General features: G+C 70.9%; 9 protein-coding genes. 4 read left to right on the top strand and 5 right to left on the bottom strand.

The annotated features are described in order from the left end of the window. The first annotated feature begins 250 nt into the window (after nucleotides 1–250). Genes CHB64_RS06330 through CHB64_RS06320 form a run of 3 tightly spaced genes read left to right on the top strand, consistent with a single transcriptional unit; the run spans nucleotide 251 to nucleotide 8,029 of the window. Nucleotides 251–5,200, top strand: coding sequence for an alpha-2-macroglobulin family protein (locus CHB64_RS06330; protein ID WP_143265952.1), 4,950 nt, complete (start codon nucleotides 251–253; stop codon nucleotides 5,198–5,200). Then, the gene (gene pbpC, locus CHB64_RS06325; protein ID WP_234993319.1) at nucleotides 5,201–7,276 is read left to right on the top strand and encodes a penicillin-binding protein 1C; all 2,076 of its coding nucleotides are present in this window, start codon (nucleotides 5,201–5,203) and stop codon (nucleotides 7,274–7,276) included. Between the two features lie 9 nt (nucleotides 7,277–7,285). After that, on the top strand, nucleotides 7,286–8,029 hold the full coding sequence (locus tag CHB64_RS06320; RefSeq protein WP_089411752.1) for a thermonuclease family protein: 744 nt from the start codon (nucleotides 7,286–7,288) through the stop codon (nucleotides 8,027–8,029). 254 nt (nucleotides 8,030–8,283) lie between these two features. Here the strand turns inward: CHB64_RS06320 and CHB64_RS15050 are convergent, their stop codons facing one another. Then, entirely contained in the window at nucleotides 8,284–8,910 is a 627-nt protein-coding gene (locus tag CHB64_RS15050; RefSeq protein WP_200815252.1) for a CarD family transcriptional regulator, read from the bottom strand. 25 nt (nucleotides 8,911–8,935) lie between these two features. Here CHB64_RS15050 and CHB64_RS15045 point away from each other — a divergent pair, with 25 nt between their 5' ends. Continuing rightward, nucleotides 8,936–9,748, top strand: coding sequence for a hypothetical protein (locus tag CHB64_RS15045; RefSeq protein WP_143265951.1), 813 nt, complete (start codon nucleotides 8,936–8,938; stop codon nucleotides 9,746–9,748). A gap of 301 nt (nucleotides 9,749–10,049) precedes the next feature. Here the strand turns inward: CHB64_RS15045 and fdxA are convergent, their stop codons facing one another. From fdxA to CHB64_RS06295, 4 genes are all read right to left on the bottom strand, one after another. Next, entirely contained in the window at nucleotides 10,050–10,388 is a 339-nt protein-coding gene (gene fdxA, locus CHB64_RS06310; RefSeq protein WP_089411751.1) for a ferredoxin FdxA, read from the bottom strand. An 81-nt stretch (nucleotides 10,389–10,469) separates the two neighbouring features. Further along, on the bottom strand, nucleotides 10,470–10,928 hold the full coding sequence (locus CHB64_RS06305; RefSeq protein ID WP_089411750.1) for a tellurite resistance TerB family protein: 459 nt from the start codon (nucleotides 10,926–10,928) through the stop codon (nucleotides 10,470–10,472). Further along, nucleotides 10,913–11,281, bottom strand: a complete 369-nt coding sequence (locus CHB64_RS06300; RefSeq protein WP_183234020.1) for an RNA-binding S4 domain-containing protein — start codon at nucleotides 11,279–11,281, stop codon at nucleotides 10,913–10,915. Before CHB64_RS06300 ends, CHB64_RS06305 begins: the two co-directional genes overlap by 16 nt. Further along, nucleotides 11,278–14,385: a helicase-related protein gene (locus tag CHB64_RS06295; protein WP_089411749.1), complete on the bottom strand. Its 3,108-nt coding sequence runs from the start codon at nucleotides 14,383–14,385 to the stop codon at nucleotides 11,278–11,280. Before CHB64_RS06295 ends, CHB64_RS06300 begins: the two co-directional genes overlap by 4 nt. Nucleotides 14,386–14,442 lie beyond the last annotated feature (57 nt).

Raw genomic sequence — 14,442 nt, 5'->3', positions numbered from 1 at the left:
GAGGCGGCGGCGAAAGCCCGGCCGGATAACCGCGCCGACGCCCCGGCGGGGCGCGCGCCGCGTAATTTTCCGGAAAAGGCCGCGCGCGCGTTTTCCCGTCGCCGATTAAGCGCCATAATCGGCCGGTCTGCTGGAGAAGGGCCGGCTGAAATCGGAACGGCGGGCCGGCGGCCGGTTCGCCGGCGAAAGCCCTGGCGCAGGCGGGGGAGCCTTGGCCGAAACCGATCCGGCCGAACGGGAGGAGAGCTTCATGAAACGCAGCAAGGCGGCGCTCGTCTTCGCGGGGCTTCTGGCGGCCTTCGCGGTCGGTCTGCTGGCGGGCCGCTATGTGATTCCCAGCGAGGGGGAGGCGCCGTCGGCGCCGCTCGGCCTCACCGCGCCGGCCGCGCGCGACGAGGCCGCCGGCCCGCCGTCCCGCTACGGCTTCCAGGCGCCGCGTGCGGCGGATGCGCGCCGGGCAGGACCGGCAGTCGTCGAGGGATTCCAGTTCCTGCGCCTCGCGCTGGACACGAGCCGGGAGACGCCGCGCGCCTGCTTCCAGTTCTCCGAGAAGCTCGACGACAGCGGCGAGACCGACTACGCGGACTATGTGCGCCTGACGCCGGGGGCGCGCCCGGCGGTCTCGGTCGACGGCCAGAGTCTGTGCCTGTCCGGCCTTGCCTTCGATACGGACTACCGCGCGACCTTGCGCGCCGGCCTGCCGAGCGCGTCGGGCGCGCGGCTCGAACGCGCGACGGAGGTCGCCGTCGCCTTCGGCGACAAGCCCGCCTATGTCGGCTTCGCCGGCGACGGGGTGGTGCTGCCGCGGCTCGAAGCCGACGGGCTCGGCCTTGAAACGGTCAATGTCGAGAAGGTCGAGATCGTCATCCGCCGCGTCTCGGACCGCTCGCTCGCGCGCAAGCAGATCGTCAGGGGCGAGGCGGTTCCCGAAGACGAATATTCCCACGTCTATGAGGGCGAAAGCGGCGAGGATGTCGGCGTCGTCGTCTATGAGGGCGCGCTCGACATCGAGGCCGAGCGCAACCGAACGGTCACGACCGTATTCCCCCTCGGCGCGGCGCTGAAAGAGCTCAAGCCCGGCGCCTATTTCATTCGCGCCAAGGACGTCTCGCCGGGCGCGGATCGGTATCGCGCGGCGCAGGCCTGGCGCTGGGTGATGTTCACCGACATCGCGCTCACCGCCTATTCGAGCGAGGAGGGGATCGACGTCTTCGCGCGCTCGCTGACCACGGCCCGGCCCCTCGCAGGCGTGACTCTCGACCTCATCGCCGCGAACAACGACCGGCTCGCGCGCGCGGCGACCGACGCCAGCGGCCGGGCGCGCTTCGACGGCGCAGCCGTCGGCGGCGACTATCCGCTGGTCCCGCGCATGATCATGGCCTACGGCCCGCAGGAGGATTTCGCCGCGCTCGACCTGCAACGCGCGCCGCTCGACCTGTCCGACCGCGACGTCGGCGGGCGGGCGCCGCCCCCGAAGCTCGACGGCTATCTCTACGCCGACCGGGGAATCTACCGGCCGGGCGAGACGGCGCATATTACGGGGCTTCTGCGCGACGAGGCCGGCCGCGCCGTTCCCGACCGGCCGATGACGCTGACGGTCTACAGGCCCAACAACACCGAGGCGGCGAAGATTCGTATAGAGAAGACCGAGATCGGCGGCTTTTCGCGCGCCTTCGACGTGCCGGCGGCCGCCCCGCGCGGCGTCTGGCGCGTCGTCGCCGAGGCGGACGGGGCGGGGATCGTCGGCTCGCTCGAATTCTCGGTCGAGGATTTCACGCCGCAGCGGCTCGAAGTGACGCTCGACATGGACGAGACGACGCCGATCCGGCCGGGCGAGACGCGCCCCGTCAAGGTGCGCGGCCGATTTCTTTACGGCGCGCCGGCGTCTGGCCTCGCGGTCGAGGCCGAGGCGCGGCTGCGCCTCGACCCCAATCCGTTCCCGGACTTTTCCGGCTATCGCTACGGGCCCGTGGACGGACGATTCGACGAGCGGTTCATCCGCCTGCCGAACGCGGCGCTCGACGCCGCGGGCGAGACCAGCCTCGCGCTCGACGTCGCCGACGCGCCGAGGAAGGTCGGCGCGCCGCTCAGGGCCGATCTCGTGGTCGGCGTGATCGAGCCCGGCGGGCGCGTGGTGCGCGAAAGCGCGCGGATTCCCGTCCGCCCCGACGAGGCCTATGTCGGGCTCCGGCTCGCGGGCGAGGGCGCGGGCGTGGGCCAGAACGAGCCGGTCGAGATCGAGGCCGTTCTGGTCGGCTGGGACGGAAAGGCGCGCGCCGGCGCGCTCGAATGGCGCCTCGTCGAGGAGGACTACTGGTTCGACTGGTATCGCGACGACGGGCAGTGGCGCTGGCGGCGGTCCTTCAAGGACGTTCTGATCGGCGAGGGTCGGGCGGAAGCCGGCGCGGACGCGCCGGCCAGGATCGTGCAGCGGCTCGATCCCGGCTCTTACCGGCTGGTCGCGACCGATCCCGACTCGGGCGCGCGCTCCGACATCCGCTTCTATGTGGGCTGGCGCTCCCATGCGGCGGGCGCCGAGACGCCTGATCAGGCGTCGCTCGACGCCCCGGCCGAACCGGTGAAGCCGGGCGCGCGGGCGCGCCTCACGCTCAGCCCGCCCTATGCGGGCGAGGCGATCGTCGTCGTCGCCACCGACCGCGTGCATCTCGTCCAGCGACTCAAGGTCGGCCCGCAAGGGCGCGAGATCGTCATCGACACCGATCCCGCCTGGGGCGCGGGATTCTACGTGCTGGCGACGGTGGTCACGCCGCGCGCCGCGGTCGACCGGCCCGTGCCGCGCCGGGCGATGGGCGTCGCCTATGTGCCCTTCGACATGGGCGCGCGCACCCTCGCGGTGACGCTGGACGCGCCGGAGAAGATCCGTCCGCGTCAGAAGCTCGACCTGCCGGTGCGGATCGCCGGGGCGCAGCGCGGCGAGCAGGTGATGCTCACCCTGACGGCCGTGGACGAAGGCATTTTGCGGCTCACCAAGTTCGGATCGCCCGATCCGGCGGCCTATTACTACGGCAAGAAGCGCCTCGGCGTGGAGATTCGCGACGACTACGGACGAATCCTCAACGCCAATCTCGCCGCGCCGGCCCGTTTCGGCGGCGACCAGATCGGGGGCGAGGGGCTGACCGTCGTGCCGACGAAGTCGGTCGCGCTCTACTCCGGGCTCGTCGCGCTCGGGCCGGACGGAACGGCGCGGGTTCCGGTGGAGATCCCCGACTTCAACGGCGAATTGCGGCTGATGGCGGTGGCCTGGAGCGCCGACAAGCTGGGCGCGGCCGCGCGCCCGCTCACCGTGCGCGACCCCGTGCCGGCCGAGCTCGCCCTGCCGCGCTTCCTCGCGCCGGGCGACCGGGCGGAGGCGACCTTGCTCATCGACAACGTGGAAGGCGCGGCCGGTGAATACCGCGTCAGCCTGAAAGGCGAGGGGCCGGTCGTCCTCGACGAGACGGCGAGCTTCGATCTGGCGGCGGGCGCGCGTCAGACGGCCCGCTTCGCTTTCGCCGCCGACCGGGAAGGCGTGGGCGCCGTGACTCTGAGCGTTCAGGGCCCGGACGGATTCGCCGTCGAGCGGTCTTATCCCATTCAGGCGCGCACGCCGTACTTCCCCGTGACGAATGTCAGCACGGCCGCGCTCGCGCCGGGCCAGCGCTTTTCCGCCTCGGCGGCGCTGATCGAGCCCTTCGTTCCGGGCTCGGCGGAAGTCACGGTCTCCTTCTCGCGCCTGCGCGGGGTGGAGCCCGGCCCGCTGCTCGACGCGCTCTATCGCTATCCTTACGGGTGTACGGAGCAGATCGTGAGCGTCGCCATGCCGCTGCTTTTCGTCGACGCGCTCGGCGGCGAGGCGGGGCGGGGGCCCGACCGCGCCGCGCGTCCGCGGGTGCAGAAGGCGGTCAACACGCTCCTCGAACGCCAGAGCGCGGACGGCGCCTTCGGCCTGTGGCGCGAAGGCGACGGGGCGGCCTCGCCCTGGCTCGGCGCCTATGCGGTCGATTTCCTCGCGCGCGCGAAAGCCGAAGGCTACGCCGTGCCGGAGGAGGCGCTGACGCGGGCCTATGACGCGCTCGCGCAGGTCGCGCGCGTCGATCGCTGGACGGCCGTGCGCTATGACATGCGCGCCAATACGGGCCCGGGCTCGAACGACGCCGATGAGCTGCTGCGCCGGCGCGCGGCGGCCTACGCCATGTACGTGCTGGCGCGCGCCGGCCGGGCGGACCTGTCGGACCTGCGCTATTTCCACGACGCGCTGCTCGAAAAGACGCCGGGCCCGCTCGCGCGCGCCCATATCGCGGCGGCGCTGGCGCTGATGGGCGACCGGGCGCGCTCGGCGAACGCGTTCGACAAGGCGGTCGAGGCCATCGGCTACGACAATACGGGCGACTATTACCAGACGCCGCTGCGCGACGTCGCGGGCGCGCTGGCCCTCGCCGCCGAAGCCGGACGGGACGGGCTCGTCGAGCGTCTGTCGGAGACCTTCGCGCAGATGATGAAGGAGCCCGAGCGCCTGCACACGCAGGAGAAAGCCTTCGTGCTGCTGGCGAGCCAGGCGCTGCTGCGCCGGGCCGGGCCCGTGGTTCTGTCGCGCGACGGGACGCGCCTCGACGGCCTGCCCCCCGCGCCGAGCTTCGCGCTCGCCCCCGAAGAGCTCGCGCAAGGCGTTTCGTTCCGAAACGACGGCGACGGGCCGGTGTTCCGCACCGTGACGGTCTCCGGCGCGCCGAAAGAGGCGCCGCCGCCGAGGGCGAGCGGCTTCGCGCTGTCGAAGCGCTACGCGACGCGCGACGGCCGGCCGGTCGATCTTTCGGCCCTCAGGCAGAACGACCGGATCGTCGTGGTGCTGACGGGGCGGGCCGAGGCCGACCGGCTGCATCCGGCCGTGATCGCCGATCTTTTGCCGGCGGGGCTGGAGATCGAGACCGTACTGCGGCCCGAGGACGGAGCAGGGCGCGACCGCTCCGGACCCTACAAATGGATCGGCGAGATCAACCATGCCCGCGTCGCCGAGGCGCGCGACGACCGCTTCGTCGCGGCGCTCGACCTCAGGCGCGAGCGCTTTACGCTCGCCTATGTGGCCCGCGCAGTCACGCCGGGCGCCTTCGTCGCGCCGGGCGCGGCGATCGAGGACATGTACCGGCCGGGCGTCGGCGCGCGCACCGCCGTCGAGCGGCTCTCCATCGCAGCGGCGGAGTGAATGAAGACGGCGCGTCGACTTTTCCGATCGCACTTCGCGCCGGTGATGAGGATCGCCGCCGCCGCGCTGGCGCTCCTCGGCGCCGTCGCCGCCGCCGATCTGCTCTTCCCGCCGCCGCTGCATAAGGGCGAGGCGTTGAGCCCGCTCGTGCTCGACCGCGAGGGCCGCTGGCTGCAGGCCTTTACGACGGCGGACGGACGCTGGCGCTTCCGCGCCGATCTCGACGCCGTCGATCCGAGCTTCGTCGAGCGGCTCATCGCCGTCGAGGACAAGCGCTTTCACGCCCATTGGGGCGTCGACCCCATCGCGCTTGCGCGCGCGAGCGGCGAAGCGCTCCGCGCCGGGAGGATCGCCTCCGGCGCCTCGACCATCACCATGCAGACGGCGCGCCTCTTGGAGCCGCGCCCGCGCACCGTCGGGGCGAAGCTCGTCGAGGTGATCCGCGCCCTTCAGATCGAGCGCCGGCTGACGAAGCGCGAGATACTGGAGCTTTATCTCACCCTCGCGCCCTATGGCGGCAATATCGAAGGCGTGCGCGCGGCGAGTCTTCTTTATTTCGGCAAGGAGCCCGCGCATCTGACCGACGCCGAGCAGGCGCTTCTCATCGCGCTGCCCCAGGCGCCCGAAGCGCGCCGACCCGACCGCCGCCCCGACTCGGCGAGAGCCGCGCGCGCGGCGATTCTGGAAAAGCTCGCCGCGCAAGGGCTTCTTTCGCCGGCGCGCGCGGAAGAAGCGCGCCTTGCAAGTCTGCCCGAGACGCGACGGCCCTTTCCGCGCGCGGCCTGGCACGCCGCCGCCGCGCTGGCGAAAGAGGGCGCGCCGGTCGTCCGCTCGACGATCGATCTCGTCCTCCAGCGCGAAGCCGAAGCGCTCGTCGCCGCCTGGGCCGCAGGGCTCGACGACGGGGCGACGGCGGCCGCGCTCATCGTCGAGACCGAGACGCGCGCGGTGCGCGCCGCGGTCGGCTCTTCGGGCCTCGACGCGCCGGGCGGCTGGATCGACCTGACCGCCGCCGTGCGCTCGCCGGGCTCGACCCTGAAGCCGTTCATCTACGCGCTCGCCTTCGACGACGGCCTCATCGGTCCGCATACGGTCATCGAGGACATGCCGCAGAGCTTCGACGGCTACGCGCCGGAGAATTTCGACCGCCGCTTTCACGGCGAAGTGCGCGCGGGCGAAGCGCTGAAACATTCCCTCAACCTGCCGGCGGTGCGGCTGCTCGACCGGCTCGGCGCGAACCGGCTCGCGGCCGTCCTGCGCGCGGCCGGCGCGGCGCTCGCCGCGCCCGAGAGCGCCGAAGGCGATTTCGGCCTCGCGCTGGCGCTGGGCGGGGCGGGCGTGACCATGCGCGATCTCGCCGCGCTCTACGCCGGGCTCGCCGACGAAGGCCGCGCGCGACCGCTCGCCTGGAAGGCGGAAGAGGCCGAAGCGCCCGCCGCGCCGGCCTATCGGCTGTTCTCCGCGCAGAGCGCGGCGCGGGTAAGCGCCGTTCTCGCCGACGCGCCGGCGCTTGAAGGGCGCGCCCCGGCGGCGCTGACCGTCCGGGCGCCGAAGATCGCCATGAAGACCGGCACCTCCTACGGCTATCGCGACGCTTGGGCGGCCGGCCATGCGGGCGGCTATACGGTCGTCGTCTGGGTTGGACGGGCCGACGGCGCGCCAAGGCCCGGCGCGACGGGCCGCAAGGCGGCCGCGCCGCTGCTGGCCGCGCTGTTCGACATGATCTGGCGCGCGGATCCCGCAGCGGCGCGCGCCGTCCCCGAGATCGGGGAGAGCGAAAGCCCGGCGCTCGCGCGCCTTGCTGCGCCGCGCCGGGAGCGAGCGCCGGAGATCGTGTTCCCCCGCGACGGCGCCGAGCTTTTCGCCGCGACGGACGAGGCGCGCGGCTTCTCCCTCGCCGCGCGCGGCGGGGCGGGGGGCTATCGCTGGTACGTGTCGGGCGAGCCCGCCGCGACCGAGCCGACCAGCGGGCGCGCGCTCTGGCGCCCGCGCGCGGCGGGCTTTTACGAGATCGTGGTCGTCGACGGCGCGGGGCGTTCGGCCCGCGCGAAGGTCCGCGTGCTGACGGAAGGCTGAGGGCGCGCGATGCGGCGGCGAGCCTTCCTTCTCGCAGCCGGCGCGGCGGCCTTCGGCGGACGCGCCGCGGCAGAAGCGCCGGTCCGGGTCCTGCGCGGCGACCGGCTCGTTCATCAGGGCAGGGAGCTTCGCCTCGCCGACATTCTCGCGCCCGATCCGCGCGGCTTCGGGGACGGGCCCGAGCCCTACGCCGGCGCCGCGGCGGCGGCGCTCGCGCGTCTCGCAGCCGGCGGCGCCTTCACGATCGAGGAGGCCGGCGCACCCGACCGCTGGGGACGGCCTTTCGTGCGGCTCTGGCTGCCCCGCGAGAACGGGCCCGTCGCCGTGCAGGAGCTGCTTCTCGCCGAGGGGGCGGCGCGGGTGCGGCCCGAGAGCGGCGACGACGCCTTTCTCGACCGGCTCTTCGCCGCCGAGGCGCAGGCGCGCGCGGCCCGAGCCGGACTGTGGGCGCTCGACGCCTATCGCGTCTTTCCGGCCGGGAACGCGACGGGCGCGATCGGCCGCTTCGCTCTCGTCGAAGGCGAGGCGCGCTCGGCGGCCGCCGCGCGCGGGCGCGTGTTCCTTAATTTCGGCGAGGATTATCGCACGGATTTCACCGTGACCGCGCCGACGCGCCTCGCCCGGCGCTGGGCGCGCGAGGGCCTCGATCTTTCCGGGCTCGCCGGTCGACGCGTGCGCGCGCGCGGCCATGTAGCGAAGGTCAACGGCCCGTCCATCGAACTCGCCCATCGGCGGGCGCTGGAGCTTTTGTGACGCGCAATCGTTCATGCCGCCCAGTATGGGGGCGGCCCGAAGGGCGGGGATAACTATCCCCGCATTTTGGCTAAGTTGTTGTTTTTACAGGAGGGGAATTCCACGTAAAGGTGGAAGAATTCGGGATAGGCGGCAGGCAATAGGTAGTAGGCGGTGGGAAACGGAAGCCCCGTCATCCCGGGTGTCATCCCGGGTCTGCGGCGCGTCATTTCATGCCGCGCCGCGCCCGGGACGACGGGCGGAGGACGGGCCGGCTAGGCCGCCTTCTTCTGCTGAAGCGCGGCGTCGAGCTCGGCGATGGCGGCGTCGAGATCGGTCTTGTTCACCGCCGCGACCTCGCGCGCGAGCCGGTCGAGCGCGGCCTCGAAAAGCTGGCGCTCGGAATAGCTCTGTTCGGGCTGGTCGGAGGCGCGGTAGAGGTCGCGCACCACTTCGGCCACGGCGATGATATCGCCGGAATTGATCTTCGCCTCATATTCCTGGGCGCGCCGGCTCCACATGGTGCGTTTGATCCGCGCGCGGCCTTTCAGCACTTCAAGCGCCTTCTTGATGGTGGCGGGATCGGAAAGACGGCGCATCCCGACCGCCTTGGCCTTCGCGGTCGGCACGCGGAGCTTCATTTTCTCCTGCTCGAAATCGATGAGAAAGAGCTCGTTGGTGACGCCGGCGATCGACTGCTTTTCGATCGCAACGATGCGGCCGACCCCGTGAGCGGGATAGACCACATGGTCGTTGACCTTGAAGTCCTGCTTGGCTTCGGCGGAGGCCTCCGAAGCGTTCGGCATGGCTTCGTTGACCGCGGCGACGGCCTTGGCGGACAGGGCGTAAGCAGACGGATCGACGCCGCCGGAAGGCTTCGGCGCGCGCGGCTTCTGGCCCACCAGCGGCTTTTTCGCCGGCGCGCCTTTGGCCTCGGCTTTTTTTGGGGCCTGTTTCGGCGCCGCCGCCTTGCCGGCTTCCTTCTTCGAAGGTTTGGCCGGCGCGGCCGTCTTCGCCTTGGCGGGGCTCTTCTCCTTCGCCTCCTCCGATAGCGGCTTCCCGGCCTTCGCCGCCGGCTTTGTCGCCTTCTCGGCTTTCGCGGGCTTGGCCTGCTTGGTTTTCGCGGCGGCTGGCTTTTGCGCGGCGGCCTTCTTCGCCGGCTGCTTTTTAACGGCGGCTGTTTTTTTCACGGACGCTGGTTTCTTACTGTTACTGGGGGACGGGGACCTGCCTGCGGGTTTGCTGGCCGTTTTTTCGGACCCGGCCTTTGCCTTGCTTGCAGGCTTTTTGGCTACGGGTTTTTTCGCCGCAGCCCTGGCTTTCGCCGCGCCGGCCCTGGCGCCCGCCTTGGAGGGCGCCTTTCTGGCGGGCGATTTGGTCGATTTTTTGGAGGCGGTCTTGCCGCCGGCCGTTTTCTTCACGGCCGCGGCGCTGCGGCGCGCGGCGGGTTTGGCCGGTTTCTTTCTGGCGCCGGTTTGCGCCGATTTTTCCGCGGTCTTTGTCGCCATGATCTCGTCCTCTATGCGCGGCGAAAGCGGCGGCCGCCGCCGGATCGTCCTTCGCCGGCCAAGCTGCGCATCAAGCACGGCCGTTGGGACACGCTGGCGTTGTCCCAACCTGGAGGCGCAATCGCACGCGACGCTTCGCTTACAGGGAGCGAAGCCTCGAACGGGCGCTTGTAGGAATAAAGAAACGTCGCTGTTTCAGCGGGTTGCTCTTCGTCCTTCCAGCGGCGGCTGATCCGGCCCTTACGACCGCCTCCTGCCGAACTCTTTGTAATAATAGCATAAAATTTCACGATGCGCCAAGCACATCGGCGCGAGAGCGGCGCCCGCTCGAACGGGCCCGTTCAGGCTCGGCAGCCCTTGGCCAAGACTTGACCAAGGCGCGCGCCGCCCGATCCCAAGGCGGTTCTGGCGGCGATGCGTCGCCGGCGCGCAGACGCAGCGGCAGTCTGCCGCGAAGAGGTTCGCGCCTGGATCGATAAGGGCGCGCCTGATGGCGGCGTTCGTGCTGGACGCTTCCTTCGCCGCCGCTGCGCCTACGATCCCGCGCCGGGCTTGGGGCTGAAGTACTTCTCCAGCTTGCCCTCTTCCTTGGCGTATTCGTCGGCGTCGGGCAGGGGATCGATCTTCTGGGTGATGTTGGGCCACTCGGCGGCGTATTTGGCGTTGAGCTCCACCCATTTGCCGTCCGGATCGTCGGTGTCGGGGATGATCGCCTCGGCCGGGCATTCCGGCTCGCAAACGCCGCAGTCGATGCACTCGTCGGGATGAATGACGAGCATGTTCTCGCCTTCATAGAAGCAGTCGACGGGGCACACCTCCACGCAGTCGGTGTATTTGCATTTGATGCAGGCTTCGGTCACCACGTAGGTCATACGCCCTCTGCTCCCGGCGGAAATCTGACGCTTAAATAGCCTGTCGGCCGCCGGGCGCAAGCGCCGGGGCGGCTAATTTTTCTATCCTTGCGATAACGCGGCCTCAACGCGCCGGCGCGCGGCGCCGCTTTCCTGATCGCTCACATAGATGAGGCCGCACAGCCGGCGCATGAGCGCGTCCTCATAGGGGTCGCGTTCGCGATCGGAGAGAATGATTCGCCATAGATGCTCGACGAGGCGGATTCTGTCGGCGGCGCTCATGGTTTTGGCGATCTTGGTGTAACGATGAATGTCGAGAGCTTCGGACTGCGCCGCTTCGGCCTCGGCGCGCAGGGCCGCCGCTTCGGCCGGCGAAAGGCCGAACTGGCGGGCGAGGGCTTCGTCGATGAGGGCTTTCTCAGCCGCCTCGTAGCGCGCGTCGGCGCGGGCGGCCTCGACGAGCAGGGCGGCGACGGCGTGTTGCAGCGCGCTCAGGCGCGAATCGGGCTCGTTCGCGCGCGGCCTTGCAGGAGCGAAGAACGATTTCAGCTTCGAGAACATGGCGCCTCCTTACCGGAATTCAGCGGCGATGCGGGCTGGGGCGAACGGTCGACATAAAGCAACGCGGCCTCGCGCGCCGGGCCGCGCCTGAGCCCGCAGGCGCGCACTTCGAGCACCCTGAGCCGGCCGCCGACGAGAAAGGCGATGCGGTCGCCCGGGCGCACGAGGCAGCTCGGCTTGTCGACGCGCATGGTGTCGCCGCCGCGGGTGAGGCGCATGCTTCCTTCAGCGACGATTTTCGTCGCAAGCGTGCGCGTACGGAAAATCCGCGCGCACCACAGCCATTTGTCGATTCTCTGCGTCGCCGGCGGCGGCGCGGGCGCGACCCTGGCGGCGAGGGGAAGATGCGTCACCGAGGCTTGTCGGGCTTGCCCCCGTCGGCGGGAGCGTTTTGGCGGACAAGCTCCTCCTTGAGGCCGGCGAGCACGGCGAAGGGCGAGTTCGGATCGGCCGTCCGGCGGTGGACGGGCATGCCCGGAACATGCCGCGGCGGACCGTTGCGGGAAGGGGCGCCCTTGCGCGGTTTCTTGCCGTCGAACCTGCCCTCGGCGCGCTGGCGCTGGCCGCCTGGGCCGTCCTTGCGCCCGTCGGCGCGCCGGTCGTCCTGGCGATGAGGCCGGGGGCCTTTCTTGTTCGGCGGGCGGCGCGGCGCCATGCGCCACACGGCGATCTCGACCTCTTCCGTTTCGATCGGCCCAGAAGCGGGCGCCGGTTCCGGCGCAGCGGCGGGCGGCTCGCCAGACGCCGGCTCGGGCGAAGCGGCGGCCGGTTCATCCGTCTGCGCCGTTTCGCTCAGGGGCGGCGGCGCGGGCTGCGCATCGGCGTCCTGCGAAAACTCGGAGGACGCCTCGCCCGGCGTCGGCTGCGCAGCACCCACTCCGGCGCCGCTTTCGGGCGCAAGGGAAGAGGCGGCCGCAGGGTCGCGGGAAGGCTCGCTCAGCGGCGCAGCCTGCGCGGGCGCGGCCGTCGGCTCGGATGAAGGCGCGGCGACGGGCGCGACCGGCCGGCGGACCTTCATCGTCTGCTTGCGATAACCGAGCGAGACGAGAATGCTCTCGAAATCCTCGCCGGAGCAGCCGACGAAAGACATCATCTGCGTCGTCGGCTCGAAGCCGCCGCGATATTCGTCGCGGCGGGCGGCGCGCACGGCGCCGGCGAGCCGCTCCAGCATGTCGATGCGCACCGCGCGCGCGCCCGACGGGCGATAGCCGGAAGCGTAATAGTAGGCGTGCGGAAGATCCTTTTCCGCCGGCAGCGAAACGAGGCCGGCCTTGGGCGGGGGGAAGTCGGCCGGGTTTCTGTCCGTCCACAGCGACCAAAGAAGAGTCAGCAAATGCGCCGGCGCGGGCTTTAGAAGGTTCGGCATGAACAGCGTGTACTCGCCGAAGCGAACCCCGAGCTTGCGCAGCTTGGCGCGCTCGCCCTGATCGAGCTGCTTGAGCTCGTCGCCGAACTGCGCGCGCGACATGGCGCCGAAATTCTCGACGAGCCGGAAGGCGACGCCGCGCGCGAGCGGGGCGAGCCCGCCTTCCTCCGTAGACGAAGCGGCCTGCTGCAGACGGATCAAATCGCCGAGCAGCGCCTCGATCCTGGCGGCGAAAAAGTCCTGCAGCCGGTCCTGAATGCGCCCGCGCAGGTGCGGCGAAAGGGCGTGCGCGCCTTTCAGCACGAGATTGGGACGCAGCGGCGCCGGCCCCTTTTCGAGCCGCGCGACGGGCGCCGAGCGCCACCAGACGACCCCGTCCTCGCGCAGGGAAAGCTCGTCCGCCCCGGCGTTGGCGAGCGCGGCGGCGCGCGCGGCCAGCACGGGCGCGAGCGCGCGTTCGGCGGCCGCGCTCACCCGCTTGGCGTCGAGCCCGCGCGCGCGCGGGTCGACGATGAACTCGAACCCCATCAGGCGGCCGACGAAATGGCCTTCCACGATAACTTCTCCGTCATCGGTGACGCCGGCGAGCAACGGCGCGTCGTCATGCAGTCGTTTCAAAAGCGCCGACGTGCGGCGGTCGACGAACCGTTGCGTGAGCTTTTCATGCAGCGCGTCGGAAAGCGAGTCTTCTATCGTCCGCGCGCGCTCTTGCCAATAAGCGGCGTTCTTCAGCCACGCCGCGCGGTGAGAAAGGTAAGTCCAGGTGCGCACATGGGCGATGCGCGCGGAGATGGCGTCGATGTCCCCGTCCGTGCGGTCGAGCCGTTCGATCCGCGGCGCGATCCAGTCGTCGGAAATGACGTCTTCGCGCAGAAGCTGAAGGTAAATCTCGCGCAAGAGACGCGCATGGGCTTCCGGCGAGATTTTGCGAAAGTCGGGCGTTTCGCACACGCGCCACAACAGCGCGAGCGCCGCCCCGCCGCGCGCCGCGTCCCGGATTTCGGGAAGGGCGGTCAGCCGGTGAAAGGCGATCTCGTCGTCGCCGGGCGGGGCGCGCGTGAACTCGATCCGCGGCGGGGGCCGGTCGAGCGAGCGGGCGAGCGCGTCGATGCTGGAGAAATCGAGCGCCTCGCTGCGCCATTGCAGGGCGGCGACCGGTTCGAAAGCGTGCTCCTCAATGGCGGCGACGGTCGCCTCGTCGAAGGCCGGACACTGGCCGGCGACCCCGAAAGTCCCGTCGCGCAGATGCCGGCCGGCGCGGCCGGCGATCTGGGCGAGCTCGTCGGCGCGCAGGGCGCGCGTGGCGCGTCCGTCGAACTTGCGCGTCGCGGCGAAGGCCACATGGTCTATATCCATGTTGAGGCCCATGCCGATCGCGTCGGTGGCGACCAGATAATCGACCTCGCCGGACTGATAGAGCTCGGCCTGGGCGTTGCGGGTGCGCGGCGAGAGCGCGCCCAGAATGACGGCGGCGCCGCCGCGCTGGCGGCGGATGAGCTCGGCGGCGGCGTAGACGGTCTCCGCGGAGAAGCCGACCACCGCGCTGCGCCGGGGCAGGCGCGTGACCTTCCTGGGGCCCGCATAGGAAAGGGTCGAGAAGCGCTCGCGCGAGACGAAGCGCATGTCCGGATAAAGCCGGCGCAGGATCGGGCGCATGGTCTGCGAACCCAGGAGCAGGGTCTCGGCCGCGCCGCGGGCGTGCAGCAGGCGCGCGGTGAACACCCGTCCGCGCTCGCGGTCGGCGGCGAGCTGAATCTCGTCGATCGCCACGAAATCCACGGCCCGGTCGAGCGGCATCGCTTCGACGGTGCACACCCAGTAGCGCGGGGAAGGCGGGACGATCTTCTCCTCGCCGGTGACCAAGGCCACTTCGCGGGAGCCGCGCCGGGCGACCACGCGGTCATAGACCTCGCGGGCGAGCAGGCGCAGCGGCAGCCCGATCATCCCCGAGGGATAGGCCAGCATCCGCTCGATGGCGTAGTGGGTCTTGCCGGTGTTGGTCGGGCCCAGGACTGCGGTCGGGGGCGCGCCGCGCGTCAGCGGACCGGACCTGCGCTCGCCGTGATTGGAGGAATCGAACACGTCCTGCATCCGCCAGGCTGTTCCTCACAGATAAGCAGCGTCGCCGGCGAGGGCAAATTTCGATCA

The organism is Amphiplicatus metriothermophilus, assembly GCF_900199215.1.
GTDB classification, from domain to species: domain Bacteria; phylum Pseudomonadota; class Alphaproteobacteria; order Caulobacterales; family Parvularculaceae; genus Amphiplicatus; species Amphiplicatus metriothermophilus.
The sequence above is the reverse complement of the archived record's forward strand: the minus strand, read 5'-3'. Positions and strand labels throughout refer to the sequence as shown.